The sequence below is a fragment of the Sphingomonas sp. 10B4 genome, assembly GCF_035019905.1.
GTDB classification, from domain to species: Bacteria; Pseudomonadota; Alphaproteobacteria; order Sphingomonadales; family Sphingomonadaceae; genus Sphingomonas; species Sphingomonas glacialis.
Genome location: NZ_JASJVC010000023.1, coordinates 25,531 through 46,352 on the forward strand (window position 1 = coordinate 25,531; position 20,822 = coordinate 46,352).

The 20,822-nt window shown below is 65.6% G+C and carries 23 protein-coding genes; 6 read left to right on the forward strand and 17 right to left on the reverse strand.

What is annotated here, in order from left to right:
• The first annotated feature begins 24 nt into the window (after positions 1–24).
• Positions 25–1,182, forward strand: a complete 1,158-nt coding sequence (locus QN347_RS09100) for an N-acetyltransferase (RefSeq protein WP_322160452.1) — start codon at positions 25–27, stop codon at positions 1,180–1,182.
• 47 nt (positions 1,183–1,229) lie between these two features.
• Here the strand turns inward: QN347_RS09100 and QN347_RS09105 are convergent, their stop codons facing one another.
• From QN347_RS09105 to QN347_RS09130, 6 genes are all read right to left on the reverse strand, one after another.
• The gene (locus QN347_RS09105; RefSeq protein WP_133189954.1) at positions 1,230–1,484 is read right to left on the reverse strand and encodes a hypothetical protein; all 255 of its coding nucleotides are present in this window, start codon (positions 1,482–1,484) and stop codon (positions 1,230–1,232) included.
• Positions 1,485–1,662: 178 nt separating this feature from the next.
• Positions 1,663–2,433 (reverse strand): exodeoxyribonuclease III, encoded by a 771-nt coding sequence (xth, locus tag QN347_RS09110; protein WP_322160454.1) that lies wholly within the window; start codon positions 2,431–2,433, stop codon positions 1,663–1,665.
• A 30-nt stretch (positions 2,434–2,463) separates the two neighbouring features.
• The gene (erpA, locus tag QN347_RS09115; protein WP_133189958.1) at positions 2,464–2,802 is read right to left on the reverse strand and encodes an iron-sulfur cluster insertion protein ErpA; all 339 of its coding nucleotides are present in this window, start codon (positions 2,800–2,802) and stop codon (positions 2,464–2,466) included.
• Between the two features lie 47 nt (positions 2,803–2,849).
• Positions 2,850–4,043 carry a M23 family metallopeptidase gene (locus QN347_RS09120; protein WP_322160455.1) on the reverse strand — a complete coding sequence of 398 codons (1,194 nt, stop codon included), beginning with the start codon at positions 4,041–4,043 and terminating at the stop codon, positions 2,850–2,852.
• Positions 4,044–4,264: 221 nt separating this feature from the next.
• Positions 4,265–4,747 carry a peroxiredoxin gene (locus QN347_RS09125; protein WP_189675462.1) on the reverse strand — a complete coding sequence of 161 codons (483 nt, stop codon included), beginning with the start codon at positions 4,745–4,747 and terminating at the stop codon, positions 4,265–4,267.
• Complete coding sequence (locus QN347_RS09130) at positions 4,744–7,422, reverse strand: DUF294 nucleotidyltransferase-like domain-containing protein (RefSeq protein ID WP_322160457.1); 2,679 nt, start codon at positions 7,420–7,422, stop codon at positions 4,744–4,746. Before QN347_RS09130 ends, QN347_RS09125 begins: the two co-directional genes overlap by 4 nt.
• A 74-nt stretch (positions 7,423–7,496) precedes the next feature.
• Between QN347_RS09130 and QN347_RS09135 the strand changes: the two genes are divergently transcribed.
• On the forward strand, positions 7,497–7,688 hold the full coding sequence (locus tag QN347_RS09135; RefSeq protein ID WP_322160459.1) for a hypothetical protein: 192 nt from the start codon (positions 7,497–7,499) through the stop codon (positions 7,686–7,688).
• A 16-nt stretch (positions 7,689–7,704) separates the two neighbouring features.
• Here the strand turns inward: QN347_RS09135 and QN347_RS09140 are convergent, their stop codons facing one another.
• From QN347_RS09140 to QN347_RS09150, 3 genes are all read right to left on the reverse strand, one after another.
• Complete coding sequence (locus QN347_RS09140; protein WP_133189967.1) at positions 7,705–8,349, reverse strand: sigma-70 family RNA polymerase sigma factor; 645 nt, start codon at positions 8,347–8,349, stop codon at positions 7,705–7,707.
• A 76-nt stretch (positions 8,350–8,425) separates the two neighbouring features.
• Entirely contained in the window at positions 8,426–8,569 is a 144-nt protein-coding gene (locus tag QN347_RS09145; protein WP_165954505.1) for a hypothetical protein, read from the reverse strand.
• A 68-nt stretch (positions 8,570–8,637) separates the two neighbouring features.
• Positions 8,638–9,444 carry a response regulator gene (locus tag QN347_RS09150; RefSeq protein ID WP_133189969.1) on the reverse strand — a complete coding sequence of 269 codons (807 nt, stop codon included), beginning with the start codon at positions 9,442–9,444 and terminating at the stop codon, positions 8,638–8,640.
• A gap of 249 nt (positions 9,445–9,693) precedes the next feature.
• On the opposite strand from QN347_RS09150, the gene QN347_RS09155 reads away from it, so the two are divergent.
• The 3 genes from QN347_RS09155 (at position 9,694) to QN347_RS09165 (ending at position 11,913) form a co-directional block, all read left to right on the forward strand.
• Entirely contained in the window at positions 9,694–9,870 is a 177-nt protein-coding gene (locus QN347_RS09155) for a NepR family anti-sigma factor (protein WP_229839242.1), read from the forward strand.
• 7 nt (positions 9,871–9,877) lie between these two features.
• Positions 9,878–11,473, forward strand: coding sequence for a sensor histidine kinase (locus tag QN347_RS09160; protein WP_322160460.1), 1,596 nt, complete (start codon positions 9,878–9,880; stop codon positions 11,471–11,473).
• A 305-nt stretch (positions 11,474–11,778) separates the two neighbouring features.
• Positions 11,779–11,913, forward strand: a complete 135-nt coding sequence (locus QN347_RS09165) for an entericidin A/B family lipoprotein (RefSeq protein ID WP_189675467.1) — start codon at positions 11,779–11,781, stop codon at positions 11,911–11,913.
• 101 nt (positions 11,914–12,014) lie between these two features.
• On the opposite strand, the gene tatC is transcribed toward QN347_RS09165, so the two are convergent.
• From tatC to argS, 8 genes are all read right to left on the reverse strand, one after another.
• Positions 12,015–12,794, reverse strand: coding sequence for a twin-arginine translocase subunit TatC (gene tatC / locus QN347_RS09170; protein WP_322160462.1), 780 nt, complete (start codon positions 12,792–12,794; stop codon positions 12,015–12,017).
• A complete protein-coding gene (gene tatB / locus QN347_RS09175) occupies positions 12,791–13,246 on the reverse strand; it encodes a Sec-independent protein translocase protein TatB (RefSeq protein WP_322160464.1) in 456 nt (151 codons plus the stop codon). Before tatB ends, tatC begins: the two co-directional genes overlap by 4 nt.
• 19 nt (positions 13,247–13,265) lie before the next feature.
• Positions 13,266–13,514, reverse strand: coding sequence for a twin-arginine translocase TatA/TatE family subunit (locus tag QN347_RS09180; protein ID WP_133189979.1), 249 nt, complete (start codon positions 13,512–13,514; stop codon positions 13,266–13,268).
• A 26-nt stretch (positions 13,515–13,540) separates the two neighbouring features.
• Positions 13,541–14,128 (reverse strand): SMC-Scp complex subunit ScpB, encoded by a 588-nt coding sequence (gene scpB, locus QN347_RS09185; protein WP_322160466.1) that lies wholly within the window; start codon positions 14,126–14,128, stop codon positions 13,541–13,543.
• Complete coding sequence (locus QN347_RS09190) at positions 14,125–14,868, reverse strand: ScpA family protein (protein ID WP_322160467.1); 744 nt, start codon at positions 14,866–14,868, stop codon at positions 14,125–14,127. The genes scpB and QN347_RS09190 overlap by 4 nt, the downstream gene beginning before the upstream one ends.
• A gap of 78 nt (positions 14,869–14,946) precedes the next feature.
• The gene (locus QN347_RS09195) at positions 14,947–15,954 is read right to left on the reverse strand and encodes a glycoside hydrolase family 3 N-terminal domain-containing protein (protein ID WP_322160469.1); all 1,008 of its coding nucleotides are present in this window, start codon (positions 15,952–15,954) and stop codon (positions 14,947–14,949) included.
• A 189-nt stretch (positions 15,955–16,143) separates the two neighbouring features.
• Complete coding sequence (locus tag QN347_RS09200) at positions 16,144–16,815, reverse strand: SPOR domain-containing protein (protein WP_206365566.1); 672 nt, start codon at positions 16,813–16,815, stop codon at positions 16,144–16,146.
• Positions 16,815–18,539 carry an arginine--tRNA ligase gene (gene argS / locus QN347_RS09205; RefSeq protein ID WP_322160471.1) on the reverse strand — a complete coding sequence of 575 codons (1,725 nt, stop codon included), beginning with the start codon at positions 18,537–18,539 and terminating at the stop codon, positions 16,815–16,817. The genes QN347_RS09200 and argS overlap by 1 nt, the downstream gene beginning before the upstream one ends.
• Before the next feature lie 222 nt (positions 18,540–18,761).
• Between argS and QN347_RS09210 the strand changes: the two genes are divergently transcribed.
• A complete protein-coding gene (locus QN347_RS09210) occupies positions 18,762–20,678 on the forward strand; it encodes a CocE/NonD family hydrolase (protein ID WP_322160472.1) in 1,917 nt (638 codons plus the stop codon).
• Positions 20,679–20,822 lie beyond the last annotated feature (144 nt).

The window sequence follows — 20,822 nt, forward strand, 5'->3', positions numbered from 1 at the left end:
CGATCTTCTCGAGGTGAACCGCTCATGGCCCCTGCCCCGCTAACCATCCGGCCGATCGACAGCAAGGCCGATCGCAAGCGCTTCGTCGACCTGCCGTTTCGGCTCTACGCGAACGACCCCAATTGGGTTCCACCGCTGAAAGGCGAAGCGCTCGGGCTGATCACGCCCGAGAAGAACGGCTGGTTCAGCCATGCGATCGCACAGCTCTTCCTCGCCGAGCGCGGCGGCAAGGTCGTCGGGAGGATTTCGGCGCATATCGATACGCTCGCGCTGACGATGGATCCGTCCAAGGGCTTCGGCCCCGGGTGCGGACAATGGGGCCTGTTCGACGCCGAAGACGCGACGATCGCGGCGGCGCTGATCGCGGCGGCCGAGGGCTGGCTGCGCGACCAGGGCATGACGCGCGCGCTCGGGCCGATCAGCATGTCGATCTGGGAAGAACCGGGACTGCTGGTCGAGGGCTTCGATCATCCCCCGACGATCATGATGGGCCATGCCAAGCCCGAATATCGCGGCTGGATCGAGGCGGCGGGGTATCACAAGGTCAAGGAGTTGCTGACCTATGACCTCGACATCACCAAGGACTTCCCGCCGCTGCTCCAGCGGATCATCGCGTCGGGCGAAAAGAACCCGCGAATCCGCATCCGCAACGTCGACAAGACCAAATTCGAGGAAGAAGCCGCGATCATCCTCGCGATCCTCAACGATGCGTGGGCCGACAATTGGGGGTTCGTGCCCCTCACCCCGCCCGAGATCAAGGATGTCGGCGTCAAGCTGAAGCCGATCGTGTTCAACGATCTCATCCGCATCGCCGAACTCGACGGACGCCCGGTCGCGTTCATGATCGACCTTCCCGATCTCAACGAAGTGATCAAGCCGCTCAAGGGCAATCTGCTCCCCTTCGGCTGGGCCAAGATCCTGCTGTGGCTGCGCAAGCCGAAGGTGCGCACGGTCCGCGTGCCGTTGATGGGGGTGCTCAAGGAGCTCCAATCCTCGCGGCTCGCCAGCCAGCTCGCCTTCATGCTGATCCAGTACATCAAGGATGCTTCGGTAGAGCATTACGGCGCGACGCGCGGTGAAATCGGCTGGATCCTTGAGGACAATCAGGGGATGCGCTCGATCGCCGATGCGATCCAGTGCACGATCAACAAGCGCTACTGGATCTTCGAAAAGACGCTGTAGCGCAGGCGGTCGATGGTGCCGCGCGGGTCGCGGCACCATCCGATCGGTCAGTCGGCCTTGGCGAGCGGATCGACACCCTCGTCGGCAAGCCAGTCGGCGCGCGTCTTGCAGGTCCGGCGTGGAATTCGCGAACCGGTGACCTGGTTGACGACGCAATAGCGAGTCACGCGTTGCGCCGTCGGTGCGCGCGTGCCAGCCTCGATCGACTGCGAGGATGGCGTCGCCGCCGGGCGCGCCTCGCCAGCGAAGGGGGCGGTTGCGATGCTCAGGGCGCTGGTGGCGAGAAGCAAAAAGATGGTCATGGTCTGTCCTCCGCAAAGTTCGCGAGTTCCGCTGAACGGCTCGCGACTGAAGCAGTGCATTAGTCATGCCGAACACTTAACAGACTGATTTAGATAGCTATTTTTCGATTCTTTCATTCAGATGAATGGCCTCGCACACCAAGCTCCGGCGGATAATACCGATTGTCGGTGGCAAACCTCAGCGCAGCGTCACCCAAGTCGGCGCATGGTCGCTTGCCTTCTCGCGCGCGCGATACGCCTTGTCGACGCCGGCATCGAGCAGCCGATCGGCTGCCATCGGGCTGAGCAGGAGATGATCGATGCGGAAGCCGGCATCACGTTGCCATGCGCCTGCCTGATAGTCCCAGAAGGTCCACACCCCGCCACCCGGGTGACGCGTGCGCAGCGCATCGGTCCAGCCTTGCGCAACCAGCGTGCGGAAGCCGGCGCGGCTCTCTGGCTGCATCAGCGCATCGTCCTGCATCGCGCGGACCGAATAGGTGTCGTCGTCATTGGGAATGACATTATAATCGCCCGCGAGCACGACGGGCAGCTCGTCGGCAAGCAAAACGCGCGCCCGCGCGGCGAGGCGATCGATCCAGCGCAGCTTGTAGTCGAACTTGGGTCCCGGCTGCGGGTTGCCGTTGGGGAGGTAGATCGAGGCGACCACCAGCCCGTCGATCTCGGCCTCGAGATAGCGGCTGTGCTCGTCCTCGGGCTCGCCCCCGAGGCCGCGCTGGCGCTCGACCGGATCCTGCCCCTTCGCGAGGATCGCAACGCCGTTCCAGCTCTTCTGGCCGTGCCACAACACGCCGTAGCCCGCCGCGCGGATGTCGGCCTCGGGGAAGGTCTCGTCGCTGGTCTTGAGTTCCTGCAAGCACACGACGTCGGGCTGCTGCTCGGCGAGATATTCCAGCAGGCGCGGCAGGCGCGCCTTGATGCCGTTGATGTTGAATGTAACGATCTTCACGTGGCGCTGCCCCTTGGTTGGGGCCGGACGTTACACCGAGAAGCTGGAACCGCAACCGCAACCCGACGCCGCCTGCGGGTTGGTCACCTTGAACGCCGCGCCGCCGAGTTCCTCGACATAATCGACGGCCGCGCCGCGGACGAGATCGAGGCTGATCGAATCGACCACCAGACGCACGCCGTCCTGCTCGGCGACGGCATCATCGGCATCGACCGAATCGGCAAAGCCGAATTTGTACTGGAAGCCCGAGCATCCCCCGCCATCGACCGACAGCCGGAGGATCGGGGGCTTGCCTTGCTTGCCCGCGATCATCGCGACGCGAGCGGCGGCAGAGGGCGTGAGCGCGATTTCGGGAGCGAGTGTGGCCATGCCGCCAAGATAAGCCTTTGCAGCGCCAACGGCAACCAGCGCGCAGATCAGTCCGCCGCGGCAGGCCCGCCGACCGAGACCGGGATCGTCGAGATCGACTTGTCCTGCGCCGCGACGAGATAGTCGGCGGTCTGCAGGAACGGCACGGGGTTCACCGCGCGACCGTCGATCCGCACTTCATAATGGAGGTGCGGCCCGGTCGAACGCCCGGTCGAACCCATCAGTGCGATCAGCTGGCCGCGATGCACGCGCGTGCCCGGCTCGACCAGGATCTTCGAGAGATGGCCGTAGCGCGTCTGGATCCCCTTGCCATGATCGAGCTCGACCATGTTGCCATAGCCGCCAGCGCGCTCGGCGCGATCGACCATGCCGTTGGCGGTAGCGTAGATCGGCGTGCCGACCGGGCCAGGGATATCGACGCCGGCATGCATCGCGGCGGTGCCGCGGAAGGGATCCGAGCGGATCCCGTAATTGCTGGTGTAATTGAGATGCGCGACGGGCTGCGCCGAGGGGATCGCGATCACGCCCTGCTGGAGCGTGTCGAGCTTCTTCCACGTCATGAACAGCGAGCGGAACTGCGTGTCGGCGCGTAGGTCGGCTTCGGTCGCGGCGCTGTCGGCGGCTTCGTACGGGCCACCCATTGCGGGCTGCTTGGCGACGATCCGCGCCGGGTTGAGCCCGAGGCTGCGGACATGCGCGACAGCCTTTGCAAAGCGCTGGTCGACGACACGGCGCGCCTGCACCGCGACCGCGACTTGCTGCAGTTCGATCTTCTTGAGCGGCGCGACGACATCGGCGGCGAGCGCATCGGCCTTGGGGTCAACGCTAGGGGTAGGCTTGGTCAGTGCAGCGACATCGCCCTTGCCCGACACGACCGCGACGAGCAGCGCCTGGCGCTGGTCGATCCGCGCGGCGTGCGCCTGTGCCGCGGCTTTGATCGTCGCGACGTCGGCCTGCATCTTGCTGACGCGAATGCGCAGCTGCGCGACCTTGGCTTCGGGCGAGAGCGGCGCATCGACGATACCGCTCATCGCTGCGGCGCCGACCGCGGCCTGCGCCACGCCGTAAGCCGAGAAGCACAGCGTCACGCCAGCGACACCCGCCATCATCGCCTGCGCACGACCGCCCAGGCTGAAGCGCTTGAGATCACGTCCGTCATGGAAGATGAAATCGCGGGTCTTGAAATATGCCTTCAGACGCGACGCAAGTCGCACACCAGACTCGATCGAAATTCGGTTCATTGGACCCCGGCGATCAAATTGCGTTTGCCGGATAATGCCAGCGCCCGCCCCACTTTCGATCCGGCTACAACCCCCTGCACCCGGACACGCAGTGTGTGACCGATAGCGCGCGTGTCACGCAAGGGCTGGATAGGTCCGGCGCGGCCAAGCGGCTGATCGCCACGGCGAGTCGTTTAGCGCATCGTAAAAATACTGATGGAATCGACAGATGCGGGGAACCGTCACGCGATTGCGCGAACCGCCTCGAGCACTTCGGCGACATGGCCGGGCACGCGCACCTTGCGCCAGGCGCGCACGAGCACGCCCTTCGCATCGAACAGGAACGTCGCGCGCTCGATCCCCATATAGGTCTTGCCGTACATCTGCTTCTCGACCCACACACCGAACGCCTCGAGCACGACCGCGTCCTCGTCGCTCGCCAGCGGTACCGCAAGATCATATTTGGCGATGAACTTCTGGTGCTTCGCGGGCGTGTCCCGCGATACCCCGAGCACGTCTGCGCCGAGCGCATCGAAATCCGCCTGATGCGCGCTGAAATCCTGTGCTTCGCGAGTACACCCGCTCGTATCGTCCTTGGGGTAGAAATAGAGCACGAAGATCCGGCCGACCCGGTCGCGCAAGGCGGTTTGCGCGCCGTCGGGCAGGACGAGGTCGAGATCCGGCAGCGAATCGCCCACATCGACGGTCGTCTGGGTGGTCGTCATGGTGTTGGTTCCTCAACATGCTTGAGCCAGGCGGATACCTCCTGCCGCGTCGTCTCGAGCGAGGCAACCACCGCGGGCCAATCCGTCATGCCGAGCGCCTGCGCGACGAGCGCTTGCGTCGCGGAGCACGGCGCACGCGCATCGGGCGCGACCAGCCGCAGCGTGACGAGCAGCCGCGTCAGCAGATCGTGCGCGGGGAGCATCGCCGCGGGCGCCAGACCCGCCGCGTCCAGCGCAGCGATCGCGCGGCGCAGATTGGGATCGAGCCCCTGCCCGCTTTGCAGCTGCACCATGTGCACCGCGAATTCGAGATCGACGAGCCCGCCGGGAAGCAGTTTGGCATCGAGCGGCCCGAGCGGCGGCTTGTGCGCGGCCATGTCGGCGCGCATCTTCGTCCCCTCGGCGACGACGTCGCGCCGTGGTCGATCACCGCGCAGCACCGCGCCGACGATCGCCGAAACCGCCGCCTCGGCGTGAGCACTTCCGAACACGCACCGCGCGCGCGCGAGCGCCATATGCTCCCACGTCCACGCGCTTTCGCGCTGGTAGCGCGCGAACCCGTCGAGCGAGACGCTGAGCGGCCCTTGCGTCCCCGACGGGCGCAACCGCGTATCGACCTCGTAGAGCGGTCCCGATGCGGTGGGCACCGACAGTGCGGCGCTGATCCGTTGCGCCAGCCGATTGTAATACAGCACCGCGCCGAGTGGCTTGGCGCCGTCGGATTCGGCGAGATAATCGCCGGTGAAGAGATAGATCAGGTCGAGGTCCGACGCGTGCGTCAGCGCCCCGCCGCCCATCCGGCCGAGCGCGAGAATGACCAGCTCGCTGCCCGGCACATGGCCATGCGCGAGCGCAAACTCGGCGATCGTCGCGGTGGCGAGCACGCGGATCGCGGCCTCGGCGACGCGCGCATAGCCGGCCGAGACGATCAGCGGATCCGACACGCCCGCGATGATCTGCGTGCCGAGCGCGAAGCGCTTTTCGCCCACGACTCGGCGAACATGATCGAGCTGCGCCTGATAATCCGCGCCGCCGCGCATCTCGCCCGCGAGCGTGGCGACATCCTCGACCGGATCGAGCGCAGTCGCGTCGATCAGCCCGTCGATCAGCTCGGGCCGCCGCGCGAGATCCTCGGCAAGCGTCTCGGCATGGCTGAGGATCAGACCGAGCAGCCGCGCGAGCGCTGGCCGTGCCTCGAGCAACCGGAAGAAATTGACCGCGCTCGACAGTCGCGCGAGCATCCGGTCGAGCCGCACGATCGCGCCTTGCGGATCGGGCGCGCCACCGAGCGCCGCGATCAGGCCGGGCAACACCGCCTCGAGCGCCGCGCGCGCCGCCGGGCTGCGCAGCGCGGGGTAGCCGCCGCCACGCCATTGCTCGATTCGCTGCGCCGCAAGCTTGGTCTCGACAAAGCCCGCTTCGGCCAATTGCGTATCGAGCCGATCCCCCTCGAACGACAGCGCATCGCCCTCTTCGGGGTCGAGCGCGTCATAGCTGCGCACCGTCGCGGTGACCGCCGGGCGAAGCAGATCGAGCAACGCGCCGGCATCGGCAACACCGTGCAGCTTCGCGACGCCATCGAGCGCCTCTCCGGTCGGGAGTTGATGCGTCTGGCGGTCCTCGATCATTTGGACGCGGTGTTCGATCGTGCGAAGCAACGTATACGAGTCGCTCAGCGCCACCGCCTCGTCCGGATCGACCCAGCCCGCCGCAGCGAGCGCCGCCAACGCCCCGCGCGTATCGGCGACGCGCAGCGCGGGATCGCGGCCGCCGTGGATCAGCTGGTGGATCTGCGCGAAAAATTCGACCTCGCGGATGCCACCGCGCCCGCGCTTGAGATCGTAGCCCGGGCCGAACGCCTGCCCCTGCGCATAATGATCGCGAATCCGCCGCGAGATACCGCGAATCTCGCCGATGGCGCCGAAATCGAGCGCGCGGCGCCACACAAACGGCTGCACCGCGGCAAGGAAGCGCTCGCCCAGCGCGATGTCCCCCGCTGCCGCACGCGCGCGGATGAAGGCGGCGCGCTCCCAAGGCAGCGCCAGCGATTCGTAATAGGAAATCGCCGCATCGACCGACAAGGCGATCGGCGTGATCTCGGGCGACGGGCGCAACCGCAGGTCGACGCGCAGGACATAGCCGTCGCCATCCCGCGCCTGCAGGATCTCGACGACGCGCTTGGCGATGCGGACCGCGGCTTCCTCGGGCGCCTCGCGCGCGCGATGCGGCAGCGTCGCGGGATCGAACAACAGGATCGGATCGATGTCGGAGGAATAATTGAGCTCGTGGCTGCCCTGCTTGCCGAGTGCAATTCCGGTAAAGCCGATCGGGGCGGCGCCAGGCGTGCGTTCCTCGATCGCGGTCAGGATCGCGGTATGCAGCGCGCGATCGGCAAAGTCCGACAAAGCGCGCGTTACCGCCGACAAATCCTCGCGCCCCGACAGGTCGCCGATCGCGACTCGCAGTGCCAGCCGCCGGCGCTCCAGCCGCAGCCGACGTGCCGGGGGCATCGTCAGGTCTGCGATCTCGATCGTGCGCAGCGCGGGCAGAATCCCGCCCGCAAGGCTCTGCGCTAGTTCAGGCTCGCGTTCGAGCAAGACAGCGAGGAACGGCGACCAGCGCCTGGCGCGATCGACGGCTGCAACAACATCTTGATCGGAGACAGCGTTTTTCATGGTCGAGATCATGCCTTGAGCCAGGACAGGCCAAATAGCACGCAACTAACGGTGTGGTCGGCCGTTGTTGACATATGTCAAAGTCCTATGCCTCGACTGGACAAAACCTGCCCACCACGGCGTACCTCGTCGCGGCGCCGGCTCGCTCGGACATCATCTCGTCGGCGCTCCGCAGTGCGTATCCGCAAGCGCACGCAGCGACCGACCCGTTCAGTGACATCCTTGCGGTCCTCGACACGATCGACCTGCAAAAAGTGCGGCGCTGAGCGCGCGACACGACGGCTAGCGTCGCTCGCGGCTCAATTCATCGACTTCGCCCATGATCGTGTCGAGCGCGGACATACCGGGCTCGTTGCTGTGGGTGCGCCGCGATGCGAGCGAATTGTCGTTCATCACGGCTTCTAGGGCGACGCGACCACGCGCGACCCGGCTCTTGATCGTGCCGACCGCGACGCCGCAGATCTCCGCGGCCTCTTCATAGGCAAAACCACCCGCGCCGACGAGGATCAAGGCCTCGCGCTGGGGCTGCGGAAGATGCAGCAAGGCGCGCTGCATGTCCCCGAGCTCGACATGCTTGTCCTGGCTCGCCGGCGCCGCGAGAATCCGATCGGCGACTAGATCGTCCCATTCGCCCTTGAAGCGCGACCGGCGCATCTGGCTCAGATACAGGTTGCGAAGGATGATGAAAGTCCAGGCGCGCATGTTTGTGCCGGCCTGGAAGCGCAGCCGCGCCGCCCAGGCCTTCATCAACGTTTCCTGGACGAGATCGTCTGCGAGATCGCGATTGCCTGAAAGCGACCGACCAAAGGCGCGCAGGTGCGGAATGACCTGTGCCAGCTGCGCCTTAAATTCCGGGTCAGAGAGCGAAACATGCTCCACCACGGGTTCGGGCGCATCATCTTCGTCATGGTCGATCGCGTCGGTCATGTAATCCAGTCTCGGCTTTGCAGAGCTCAAATGGGGGCATCGGACATCAATGTCCAATACGACCGGCTAAGCGACTTTATCGTTGGGAGAAAAACAGCAGGACCGCGAAGATCACAATGATCAGGGTCAGCGATATGCCCAGCACGTACCGCGTGACATGGGGTGTCGAACCGGCGCGGGCATCTTGCTTGCTCAATTCGATCGGATCGTCATGGTCCATGCGCGCCCCCTGTCGTTGTGGTTCCGTATCGTATGGAACCCAACACACAGGGGCGCGAATGGGTTCCCTCAGATGACGGGAACGGTTGCCTGGTCGAAGAACAGCGCCTGGGCGATTGCCGCCTTGACGGTCGAACGCTGGAACGGCTTGGTGATGAGGAAGGTCGGCTCGGGCCGCTCGCCGGTCAGCAAACGCTCGGGGAACGCGGTGATGAAGATTACGGGAACCTCGAATTCGGCGAGGATGTCCTTGACCGCGTCGATGCCCGAACTGTCATCGGCCAACTGGATGTCGGCGAGTACCAGGCCAGGACGATCTTCCATCGCCAGTGCAACGGCTTCGTCGCGCGTAACCGCCACCCCCGTCACGTCATGGCCCAGATCGCGCACGATCGTCTCGATATCCATCGCGATGATCGGCTCGTCCTCGATGATCAGCACGCGCGCGCGCGTCTGCTTCTCGATTTCGGCAAGGGCTTCGGTGACGAGCAATTCGACTTCGCTCGTATCGACATCGATCAGATAGGCCGCGTCCTCGGGCGTGAAGCCTTCCATCGCGGTCAGCAGCAAGGCCTGACGCGACAACGGGGTCATCCGCGCAAGCCGCGCCCGCGCGATCGATTCCTGACCGTCGAGATCGCCCGCGCTCATGTTCTCCGGAGTCTCGTCGTAATTCGTCGAGGTCCAAATCGCCTGGAACATGCGATACAGGCCGAGGCGCGGATCGACTTCGCGTGGGAACTCGTCGGGAGCGGCAACGATCGCTTCGAGCGTAGCGCGCACATACCGGTCGCCGTGCGTCTGGCTCCCGGTCAGCGCACGACCATAGCGACGCAGGAACGGAAGATGGGGGGCAAGCTGCTGTCCTAACGACATGACTGTCGGGGTCTCCCTGAGGTAATGATCGGGGGACCTTGTGGAAGCGGCCCCCTGGCAATGCAACGCGTTTTCGTACCCCAAAAAACCGGAATTAAAATCGCGTCGAGTGCGGAACCATCGAACGCTTATTTGGTTTCATGCTGGAACATCGGTCGTTGCGATTGTCCGACAGTCGATCTACGAGCCGTTTGTTACGGTACCATATTCACACGACCGGGTCTTCCGGTGTGACCCAGGGGGACTGCATTGCGTTCGGGCGACGAATCTTCGAAGAAGCCGGTTGCGGCGCGCGCGTCCAATCCTGGTGCGAAGGTTCAAAGCAAGGACCGCGATATGGGTGCGGCCTTGCGGACGGTGTATCAACGCACTGTCGAAGAGACGATTCCGCCCGAGATGCTGGACTTGCTGGGCAAACTAGACTGAGCGTTGCATGACTGACATCGCTGGCGACACCGCCCCCCCTCTTCAGTCCGGGCGGATCGGTGGCGCGCTCGACCGGATCCCGACCGGCGCGAAGGTCTTTCTGATCCTCGGCATCTGTCTTTTGCCACTGGCGATCATCGCCTTCTTCGCGACAATCCGTACCGCACAGCTCGCCGACGAAGCCACGCGTGCGCAGATGCAGGTCACCGCCACCGAAAGCGCGCGTAAGCTCGCGATCGAGTTGGTCGGTGACATGACCGCGCTGCGGGTTTCGCTCAACGCCCTCGAAAGCGATCCCGGCGACGCGCCGAGCTGCGCACGTGCGCAAGGCGTTTTCGCGCCGCAAGCCGCGATGGGTACCCGATTCGTCATCTCCGACTCCACTGGACGCGTGATCTGCGGCGAGCCGCTTCGCGCGGGGGCAGCGCCCAGCGCGACCAAGCCGGGCACGGCGATTGCCGCGCATCTCATCCCCGGCCAGGGCCTGACGCTTTCGACCACAAGCACCAGTGGCCGGACCAACGCCGCCGCGTTTTTCCCGACGCGCGTGCTCGCCGCCACCGCGATGCCGAGCAACGCGCCGCTCCCCTATGAAGCGCATCTGGTGCTCGATCGCGACGCGCTTCTACTCCACGCCTTGCCGCCGCGGACCGCGCTCGAACGCCGCGCGACGATCAATACCGTCATCGGCGTGGGGTCCGTCGTCCTGACCACCGAAGTGCAGGGTGCGCCGATCACCTCGCCGGTGCTGGTCGCGCTGTTGCTGCCGATTATCATGTGGGCCGCCGCCGCCGGTATCAGCTGGTTCGTCGTCGACCGCCTGCTGATCCGCTCGCTGCGGCAATTGCGCACGCGTGTCGCGAACTTCGTGCCGGGCGAGGAAATCGATCCGGGCACGATGCAAGCCCTGCCCGCGCAGGAAATCCGCGAACTCGGCGAGACCTTCCGCGCGATCAGCCGGACGGTCGCAGAGCACGAAGCCGGCCTCGCCGAAGGGCTGGTCCGCCAGACCAAGCTGACGCGCGAGGTGCACCACCGCGTCAAGAACAACCTTCAAGTCATCTCGAGCCTGATCAATTTCCACGCCCGCGCGGCCCGCAGTGTCGAGGCGACGCAGGCCTATGCTTCGATCCAGCGCCGCGTCGACGCGCTGGCGGTGGTGCATCGCAACCATTTTGCCGAGCTCGAGGAAAATCGTGGGCTATCGCTGCGCTCGGTGCTCGGTGAATTGGCCGCGAACATCCGCGCGACCGCGCCCGAGGACGCACCGATCGCGATCCAGCTCGACATTGCGCCCTACCTCGCCAACCAGGACGTCGCGATCGCGATCGCCTTCTTGCTGACCGAAATTATCGAACTCGCGATGACGGTGAATCCGACAGCCAACATGCGCATCTCGATCGCCGCCGCCGATGTGGCCGATCGCGCCGTCCTGCGGATCAACTCGCCGGCGCTGGTCGACAACGACCGGATGCGCGCGTTGGTGGCGGAGCGCTATGGCCGCGTCATCGAGGGGTTATCGCGCCAATTGCGCTCGAAACTCCATTACGATCCGATGGTCGGAGCATACGAGATCGCGGTCGCGGTGACGGGGCGCGATTGATCCGCCCGGCGGGACCGAAAAAATCGCCGACGCGCATCTTTTCTCGGAACCGATCATCGCGATGGCCGTTTTGATATTCGGATAGCGAATTTATGCCCCCCCGCTCTCGCTATCCAAGACATGGGCCCGGACGCGCTACCCCTCCCCCCCCCGGGTCGCGCTTCCGGGCCCAATTATTTCCTGCACCTTATCGCCCCAAACGTACGGGCGCCGCGATAGCGTTGCGGAACGATTCCCCACATCGATCATTGGACGCATGAGGCCGCCAGCTTATGGCGGCCCCGGCATTTTTCAGGAGTATTATCATGCGTAAGGCTACCTCGTTCGCGATCCTCGCCGCCGCCCTGCTCGTCGGCGCGTGCAACACCGTCGAAGGCGTTGGCAAGGACGTGAAGTCGGCTGGCGACACCGTCGCAAAGACCGCCGACGGCGCAAAGTAAGCCGCGCTTCAGCAACACGGAAAAGGGCTGTTCCCGCGTTCGGGAGCAGCCCTTTTTCGTGTCAGTCGTATTGAGGAGCCGCTACGCGTGCGGCGCGAAGATCAGCTCTCGACGAGCTCGGTCGACGCGTCCTTCACACGCTTTCGCTCGGTGAACCAGATCGCCACGAGCGCGAGCTCGTACAGCGCGACCAGCGGGATCGCGAGCATGATCATCGAGCCCGCGTCGGGCGGCGCCAGCACCAGCGCGAGCGCGAAGCAGCCGACGATCGCATAGCGGCGCCCACTTACCAGCTGCTTGCGCGTCACGAGCCCGGCGCGCTCGACCAACATCAGCAGGATCGGCATCAGGAAAGCGAGCCCGAACGCGAACAGGAACTGCATCACGAAATCGAGATACGACGCGACCGAGGTCATCGCCTCCTGCTGCACCCCGCCAAGATTGCCTTGAAAACTGTAGAAAAAGCGCAGCGCCGACGGGATGGCGACGAAATACGCCATCGTCGCGCCGACGATGAACAGCACCGGCGTCGCGAAAAGGAAGGGCAGCAGCGCGCGCTTCTCCTTCATGTACAGGCCAGGCGACACGAACGCCCACAGCTGCATCGCGATGACCGGAAACGCGATCATCAGCGCGGCGAACAACGCCACCTTCAGCTGGACGAAAAAGCCGTCGAACACGCCGACCGTAATCAGCTTGGTCTGCCCGGCGAGCAGCAGCGGATGGACCAGGACGGTAAAGATCTCGCGCGAGAAGACATAGGTGCCGATGAACACCAGCAGGATCGCGACCAGGCAGAAAAACAGCCGCTTGCGCAGTTCGACAAGGTGATCGAGCAGCGGCGCGCGGCTGGCTTCGAGATCATCGACGGGTGCGTTCACGGATGCGCCCTAGGGTTATGCTCGGCGGTTTCGGGCTCGGCCGGGTGCGGCGCCGCGTCATGCGCGCCGGGGCCGGCAGGTTCGGCGATGACCGGCGGTGCCGTCAACGCCGGTGTCTCGACCATCATCGGCGGGGCATCGCCCTCGGTCCCGTCATAGCCGACATCGGCCGCGTGATCGGGATGTCCGGAAAGCGCGGCGCGCTGCGACGGCTCGGGCGGATGCTCGCGCATGATGCGCTCATTCTCCGCCGCCCACTTCTTTTCCATTTCCTGCAGCTCGGCCTCGCGCACCATCGTGTCGAAGCCCGAGCGAAACTGGTTCGCGACGCCACGCACCTTGCCGACCCAATGGCCGGCAAAGCGCATGGCCTTGGGCAGATCCTTGGGCGGGATCACCAGCAAGGCCACGACCCCCAGCAGGATCACTTCGGACGATGCGACATCAAACATGGCAGCGCGGTGCCGCTGATCAGATTTCGGTGTCGCGGATGCGATTGCCGTCGCGGTCGAACACAGGGTCCGCCGACGCCTTGGCTTCGATCCGGCCCGGAACACCATTGGGTTCGCGTTTCGGCTCGTCGTCCTCGGCCATGCCCTTCTTGAACGACTTGATGCCCTTGGCGACGTCACCCATCATGTTCGAGAAACGGCCGCCACCCAGGACCAGGATCGCGATCCCGCCGAAGATCAGCCAGTGTACAATACTCAAACCACCCATGATCGGTCTCCTAAGGTCATCCCTATCTAGTCCTCCTCGTCGGAAACTTCCACCTCCGCGTCGGAGTCGATCCGCTCGAAGGCGAGATCGACCGGGTCGAGCAGCCCCGCCGCGCGCAGATCGTCGATCCCCGGCAGATCGCGCCGGCTCGCCAATCCGAAATGCGCGAGGAATTCCGGGGTCGTCGCATAGAGCAGCGGCCGTCCCGGCACCTCGCGCCGCCCGGCAGGCCTGATCCAGCCCGCTTCCATCAATACGTCCAAGGTGGCCTTAGAGATGCCGACGCCGCGAATTGCCTCGATTTCGGCGCGCGTCGTCGGCTCGTGGTACGCGATGATCGCGAGCGTCTCGATCCCGGCGCGGGTGAGTTTGCGCGGTTCCTCGTGCGTACGGCGCAGCAAGTGCGCCATGTCGGGCGCGGTCTGGAAGTGCCAGCGCTCACCGCGCTTGACGAGTTCGATCCCGCGCCCGGCATAATCGGCCTGCAGCGTGGCGAGCGCGGCGCGGACTTCGACGCCCTGCAGATGCGTGCGGATCGCGTCCGCGGTCATCGGTTCGGTCGCGGCGAACAGCACGGCCTCGACCGCGCGGACGACCGGATCGGGTGCACTCACGCCCGCGGCTCGACGGGTGTGCGCAGGTATAACGGCGCGAAGGGCGATTGCTGGCGGAGTTCGGCCCTGCCCTGCTTGGCGAGTTCTAGCGCGGCGACGAAGCTCGAGGCGAGCGCCGATTTGCGGAACACGCCCGTCGCCGCCGGCGGGAGGAAGGTCTCGATCGTCCGCCATTCCATCGTGATCCCGAGCAGCCTCCCGACGCGTTCGAGCGCGGCCTCGAGCGTCATCACCTCGCGCTGCGCGACGACGTGCATGACGGGGCGCGTCCGCGCGGTGATGACGCCGTACGCCGCGATCAGATCGTAGATCTCGGCCTGCCACAGCGCCTTGCGCTGCGTGCGCAGTCCCTCCGGCGCGCCGCGCGCGAACACGTCGCGCCCGATCCGGTCGCGCGCGACCAGCCGCGCGCCCGCCTCACGCATCGCGCTTAGGCGTTCGAGGCGGAGTTGCAGGCGCAGCGCGAGCTCTTCGGGGTTGGGCTCTACCTCGGGATCGCGGGGCAAAAGCAGCCCCGATTTGAGATAGGCGAGCCACGCCGCCATCACGAGATAATCCGCCGCCAGCTCGAGCTTGATCGCGCGCGCCTCCTCGACGAAGCGGAGATATTGATCGACCAAGGCGAGGATCGAGATCGCTTTCAGATCGACCTTCTGATTGCGCGCGAGCGCGAGCAGCACGTCGAGCGGGCCTTCCCAGCCGTCGAGATCGAGCGTCAGCGTTGCGGGGTCTTCGGTCATTGCGCGAACGGTAGCAAAGACGCTCGCCGAGCGGCAGCCCCTTCTAAATCCTCACCTGGTACCGCGGCGAGGGGGAAGTCAGGTGAGCGCGAGCAACGCGTCGCGTTTGGCAATGAGCGCGGCGAAATCGCCGTCGCCACGCACCCCTGCCACGCTCGCCATCGCGCGATCGAGCCGCGCGCGCGAGATCGCAGAAATCTCCCCGAGCCGCGCGGCGATATCCTCCATCTCGTCCATCCGCCCCCAGCAATCGAGCACCAGGTCGCATCCCGCCGCGATCGACCCGGCCGCCTTGTCGCCGGCCGTGCCCGACAGCGCCTTCATGTCGATATCGTCGGTCATCAACAGCCCGTCGAAGCCGATCCGCTGGCGGATGATCTGCTCGATCACGACGGGCGACAGCGTTGCAGGGCGCGCCGGGTCCCAGGCGTCGAAGACGATATGCGAGGTCATCCCCATCGGCGCATCGCTCAGCCGCGCGAACGGCTGGAGATCGATTTCGAGCTCGGCATCCGTCGCGGTGACGGTCGGCAGATGATAATGCGTATCGAGCTTGGCGCGGCCATGCCCCGGCATGTGCTTGACGACACCGACCACGCCGCCGCGCTGCAGCCCGTCGAGCGTCGCCTTGCCGAGGGCTGCAACGCGCATCGGGTCTGATCCGAAAGCGCGCGTAGCGATCGCCTCGGTCGTATCGGGCTGCGCCACGTCGAGCAGCGGCAGGCAGTCGACGTTGATGCCGACCTCGGCAAGCATCAGCGCGATCGCTTCGGCATTGGCGCGCGCAGCCTCGATCGCCGAGATCGGCGCGACGTCGTAGAGCCGGTCGAACGCGGGGCCTGCCGGAAACGCGGGCCATTCGGGCGGCCGCATCCGCGCGACGCTGCCGCCTTCTTGATCGATCAGGATCGGCACGTCGTCGCGCCCCGACAGCGCGCGCAAGCTGTCGGTCAGCGCGCGGAGTTGCGCACGGTTTTCGATGTTGCGCTTGAAGAGGATGTAGCCGGCGGGATCGGCAGCAGTGAAAAAGCTGCGCTCGGCAGGCGACAGTTCGAGGCCGGATAGGCCGAAGATGACGGGCTTCATGCCACGGGCTTAGCAACAAGCGCGGGGCTTCGCACCATTCCGAATGCGACCCGCGCCATTCCTTCCGATACGTCACCCCGGGCTCGTCCCGGGGTCCACCGGGACGCGCGTGCTACGCTCCCAACCCTTGCGGCCCGGTGGACCCCGGCACAAGGCCGGGGTGACGGGTACCGCGCGGAGCCGTCGCGATCAGCCCCGCGGCACGAAGCAGGCCTGCCCCGCCGCCGCCAGCTTCGCGCACAGGCTCGTGGCCTGGCCCGCGCTGCCGGCATTGACGCGCAGGCGATAGACGGTCTTGCCGCCAACCTGCGCCGCCTGGACCGACTTGCCCATCGGCGCGAGATCGGCATGCTTTTTCGAGATCGCGCGCCAATTCGTATCGGCTTCGGCCTCGCTGCCGAACGACCCGAGCTGCACCAGCGCGCCGCCCGACGCCTTTTCGGCCGACGGGATCTTGGCAACGGCCTTGCTCGCGCCAGCCTCGGCCTTGGCAACCGGAGCCTTCTTGCCCGCGATCGGCTTTTCGGGAAGCGCCTTCATGTCGATCGCGGCGTTGCCGGTGGCGGCGCCGTTGCTCGTCGCGATCGCACTGTCGCCTTCGCCGTCGACCTTGATGCCACCGGGATCGTCGGGCTTGACCTTATAATCGCCCTCTTGCGCCGCGATCATCGCGCCGTTGCCGTCGACGCCCTGGTGCTGCTTGTAATATTGATAGCCGAAGATCACCGCCGCGACGACGAGCAGCGCCGCCACGATCAGGCCGATGATCTTCACGACCGACGGGCCATCGTCATAATCGTCCTCGACCGTTTCGAGCCAGGGAAGGCGATCCTCGTCGCGCATATCGTATTCGCCTGCCATCAGTTCATCTCCTGGACCGCCTGGACGCCCATGATGCCCAACCCGTTACGGATAATCTGCCCGATTGCATCGGCCAAGAAAAGCCGCGCGCACGTCATCGCCGGATTATCGGGCAGGAGGAAGCGCCGGTCGGGCCGATCGTTGCCGACGTTCCACAAAGCATGGAGCGAAGCGGCCAAGTCGTACAGATAAAAGGCAATCCGGTGCGGTTCGCGCGCCGCAGCAGCGGTGTCGACGATCCGCGGGAACTGCGCGGCGAACTTCACCAGCGCGAGGTCCTCCGTGTCAAGTTGGGACAAGTCGACCGTATCGCAGACGATTCCCGCCTCCGCCGCACGCCGATGGAGCGACGCGACGCGCGCATGCGCGTAGTTCACATAGAAGACCGGATTGTCCTTCGACGCCTCGACTACCTTGGCGAAGTCGAAATCCATCTGCGCATCGGCCTTGCGTGTCAGCATGGTGAAGCGGACGACGTCCTTGCCGACTTCGTTGACGACATCGGCGAGGGTGACGAAATTGCCCGCGCGCTTCGACATCTTGATCGGCTCGCCAGCGCGCATCAGGCGGACCATCTGCACCAGCTTGACGTCGAAGCGCGTCTTGCCCCCCGTCAGCGCCTGCACCGCGGCGACGATCCGCTTGACGGTGCCGGCATGGTCGGCGCCCCAGATGTCGATCAGCGCGTCGGCCGACTGCGCCTTCTGGAAATGGTACGCGAGATCGGCGCCGAAATAGGTCCACTGCCCGTTCGACTTCCGGATCGGCCGATCCTGGTCGTCGCCGAACTGGGTCGAGCGGAACAGCGGGAGCACGACGGGCTCCCAATCTTCGAGCTCCTGGCCCTTGGGGGCTTCGAGCACGCCGTCGTAGATCAGGTCGCGCGAGCGCAATTCGGCCTCGGCCTCCTCGGGCTTGCCCGCTGCCTGCAGCTCGGCCTCGGACGAGAACAGGTCGTGATGAATGCCGAGCAAGGCGAGGTCGGCCTTGATCAGCACGAGCATCGCCGCGACCGCCTTGGTGCGGAACAGCACGAGCCACTCGTCTTCGGGCTTGCCGACATAGGCGTCGCCGAATTCGGCGGCGAGCGCCTGGCCGACCGGGATCAGATAATCGCCGGGATACAGGCCCTCGGGGATCTCGACGGTCTCGCCAAGCGCTTCGCGGTAGCGCAGGTGCACCGAGCGGGCGAGCACGTCGACCTGACCGCCGGCATCGTTGACATAATATTCGCGGATCACCTTGTGGCCGGCGAATTCGAGCAAGGCGGCGAGCGCATCGCCCACCACCGCGCCGCGGCAATGCCCCATGTGCATCGGCCCAGTCGGATTGGCCGAGACATATTCGATGTTCACGGTCGTGCCGGCACCGCGGTTCGAGCGGCCGTAATCGTCGCCGCCGTCGCGGATCGCCGAGAGTTCGGCGCGCCAGGTGTCGTCGGTCAGGCTCATGTTGATGAAGCCCGGCCCGGCGATCGACACTTTCTCGACCTCGTCGAGGCCGGCCAGCTGCGCGACGATCTTCTCGGCGAGCGCACGCGGGTTGGTCTGCGCGGGCTTGGCGAGCACCATCGCGGCGTTGGTGGCGAGATCGCCATGGCTCGTGTCGCGCGGCGGCTCAACCGTGATGTTCGCGCGGTTGAGCCCGGCGGGCAAGTCGCCGCTGGCTTCAAGGGCATCGAGCACCGCATCGATATGCGCGGCGAAACGGGTGTAGAGGGTCATTGGGGCACGTCCGGTGGTGTCTGCGAGCGCGGCGCATAGCGGATACGGGGAGCGGCTTCAAACACTCCTACCCGCCACGGGGAGCGTGACCCTTTTGCCCCTTCAGCAAAAGGCTGAAGAAGCCGAGCGGTCCCCCTCCCCATTCCGGGGAGGATTTGGGTGGTTGATCGCAGCATCACACTGCGCCTACCAACGGCATATCTCCGTTCCGAAAGGTCGCCCATGAAACGCCACGCCCTTCTGCTCGCCGCCACCGCCGCGGTGATCGCGCTCGCGCCGGTCCACGCCCAGCAGAAGGCGCCGGCCGCAGCCGCGGTCGGCGGCGACATCCCCGCCAAGTTCAGCCCGCCCGAGGCGCAGAACGATTACGTCAAGCGCGAGGTGATGATCCCGATGCGCGACGGGACCAAGCTCTACACCGTGATCGTCTACGCCAAGGGCCTGACCAACGCGCCGATCGTCCTCACGCGCACGCCGTACAACGCCAAGGGCCGCGCGCACCGCACCGACAGCGCGAGCGAACTCTCCACGCTGCCGCTCGCCGACGAGATGTTCGTCAAGGGCGGCTATATCCGCGTCTATCAGGACATTCGCGGCAAATACGGCTCGGAAGGCGACTATGTCGTCACGCGTCCGGTCATCGGCCCGCTCAACCAGACCAAGGTCGATCACACGACCGATGCGTACGACACGATCGACTGGCTGGTGAACAAGGCGAACCTGCCGGAATCGAACGGCCGCGTCGGGATGATCGGATCGTCCTACGAAGGCTTCACCGTGGTGATGGCGCTGCTCCATCCGCACCCCGCGCTGAAGGTCGCAGCACCGCAGAGCCCGATGATCGACGGCTGGATGGGCGACGACTGGTTCCACTACGGCGCGTTCCGCTTGCCGAATATCGGCTGGCTCGGCTCGCAAACCGGCTACAAGGGCGAGGGCAAGGCGCCCCCGTCGGGTGGCTATGACGATTACGATAATTTCCGCACCATCTCGGCGGGCGATTGGGCGAAGAAGTCGGGCTACGACCAGCTGCCGTACTGGAAGCGGATGGTCGAGCATCCCGCATACGACGGCTTCTGGTCGGGCCAGGCGCTCGACACCTTGCTCGCCGCGAGCCCGTCGAACGTTCCCACGCTGTGGGAACAGGGCCTGTGGGATCATGAGGACATGTGGGGCGGGATCCACAGCTATGAGGCACTCGTCAAGGCCGGGCATCAGTCGAACAATTATCTCGTGATGGGCCCGTGGCGCCACAGCCAGGTCAATCGCGAGGGCCGCACGCTCGGGCCGCTGACGTGGAACGGCGACACCGCGCAGCAATATCGCGAAGACATGGTGCTGCCGTTCTTCAATCAGTATCTGAAGGACGGTCCGGCAGTCACGCTGCCCGCCGCCGCAATCTATAACACCGGGGCGAACCACTGGGACAGTTTCCCGAAATGGCCGCTGTCGTGCGACGCCGGCTGCGATACGCCGCTGACCCCGCTGTATCTCCAGGCCGACAAGGGCCTCGGTTTCGAACGCGCGGCGAGCGGCGGCGACAGCTATGTATCAGATCCCGCCAACCCCGTCCCGTATCTGCCGCGGCCGATCAATTTCGACGATGGCCGCTGGGGCGACTGGCTGGTGTCCGACCAGCGCTCGGTCGATGGCCGCACCGACGTGATGAGCTATTCGAGCCCGGTACTGACCAAGACCGTCAAGGTCTCGGGCGTGCCGTGGGCCGACATCTTCGCCAAGACGACCGGCAGCGACGGCGACATCGTTGTCAAGCTGATCGACGTCTATCCCGACGAAGTGGCGAGCAACCCCAAGATGGGCGGCTATCAGCTCGCGATCAGCCTCGACATCTTCCGCGGGCGGTATCGCGAGAGCTTCGCCAAGCCGAGTGCGATCCCGGCGAACAAGACGCAGCAGTATCGGTTCCGTCTGCCGGCGGTGAACCATGAGTTCCTGCCGGGGCACAAGATCATGGTGCAGGTGCAGTCGTCGCTGTTCCCGGTCTACGACCGCAATCCGCAGACTTTCGTGCCCAACATCTTCCTGGCGAAGCCTGCCGACTACAAGAAGGCGACGGTGACGATCGAGCATGGCGCCGCGGGCGCGAGCGCGGTGTTGCTGCCGGTGGTGGTAAAGTAAGCAACGCTTTTGCGCTGCCCCCTCCCCCGTTCGGGCTGAGCCTGTCGAAGCCCTGCCCTCCCCACGCGACCGCGTCGCGCGGGGCACGGGCCCTTCGACAAGCTCAGGGCGAACGGGAGAGGGAGCACCGGCGCTCCGGGGCGC

What these genes read in the sequence shown, in the direction of transcription:
- QN347_RS09190 (WP_322160467.1), bottom strand. Translation starts at nt 14,868, where the DNA reads ATGACCGAAGACCCCGCAACGCTGACGCTCGATCTCGACGGCTGGGAA.
- QN347_RS09120 (WP_322160455.1), bottom strand. Translation starts at nt 4,043, where the DNA reads ATGAACCGAATTTCGATCGAGTCTGGTGTGCGACTTGCGTCGCGTCTG.
- QN347_RS09100 (WP_322160452.1), top strand. Translation starts at nt 25, where the DNA reads ATGGCCCCTGCCCCGCTAACCATCCGGCCGATCGACAGCAAGGCCGAT.
- erpA (WP_133189958.1), bottom strand. Translation starts at nt 2,802, where the DNA reads ATGGCCACACTCGCTCCCGAAATCGCGCTCACGCCCTCTGCCGCCGCT.
- QN347_RS09130 (WP_322160457.1), bottom strand. Translation starts at nt 7,422, where the DNA reads ATGAAAAACGCTGTCTCCGATCAAGATGTTGTTGCAGCCGTCGATCGC.
- QN347_RS09140 (WP_133189967.1), bottom strand. Translation starts at nt 8,349, where the DNA reads ATGACCGACGCGATCGACCATGACGAAGATGATGCGCCCGAACCCGTG.
- QN347_RS09145 (WP_165954505.1), bottom strand. Translation starts at nt 8,569, where the DNA reads ATGGACCATGACGATCCGATCGAATTGAGCAAGCAAGATGCCCGCGCC.
- argS (WP_322160471.1), bottom strand. Translation starts at nt 18,539, where the DNA reads ATGACCCTCTACACCCGTTTCGCCGCGCATATCGATGCGGTGCTCGAT.
- QN347_RS09125 (WP_189675462.1), bottom strand. Translation starts at nt 4,747, where the DNA reads ATGACGACCACCCAGACGACCGTCGATGTGGGCGATTCGCTGCCGGAT.
- QN347_RS09195 (WP_322160469.1), bottom strand. Translation starts at nt 15,954, where the DNA reads ATGAAGCCCGTCATCTTCGGCCTATCCGGCCTCGAACTGTCGCCTGCC.
- QN347_RS09135 (WP_322160459.1), top strand. Translation starts at nt 7,497, where the DNA reads ATGTCAAAGTCCTATGCCTCGACTGGACAAAACCTGCCCACCACGGCG.
- QN347_RS09165 (WP_189675467.1), top strand. Translation starts at nt 11,779, where the DNA reads ATGCGTAAGGCTACCTCGTTCGCGATCCTCGCCGCCGCCCTGCTCGTC.
- QN347_RS09210 (WP_322160472.1), top strand. Translation starts at nt 18,762, where the DNA reads ATGAAACGCCACGCCCTTCTGCTCGCCGCCACCGCCGCGGTGATCGCG.
- QN347_RS09180 (WP_133189979.1), bottom strand. Translation starts at nt 13,514, where the DNA reads ATGGGTGGTTTGAGTATTGTACACTGGCTGATCTTCGGCGGGATCGCG.
- tatB (WP_322160464.1), bottom strand. Translation starts at nt 13,246, where the DNA reads ATGTTTGATGTCGCATCGTCCGAAGTGATCCTGCTGGGGGTCGTGGCC.
- QN347_RS09200 (WP_206365566.1), bottom strand. Translation starts at nt 16,815, where the DNA reads ATGGCAGGCGAATACGATATGCGCGACGAGGATCGCCTTCCCTGGCTC.
- QN347_RS09160 (WP_322160460.1), top strand. Translation starts at nt 9,878, where the DNA reads ATGACTGACATCGCTGGCGACACCGCCCCCCCTCTTCAGTCCGGGCGG.
- QN347_RS09105 (WP_133189954.1), bottom strand. Translation starts at nt 1,484, where the DNA reads ATGACCATCTTTTTGCTTCTCGCCACCAGCGCCCTGAGCATCGCAACC.
- QN347_RS09150 (WP_133189969.1), bottom strand. Translation starts at nt 9,444, where the DNA reads ATGTCGTTAGGACAGCAGCTTGCCCCCCATCTTCCGTTCCTGCGTCGC.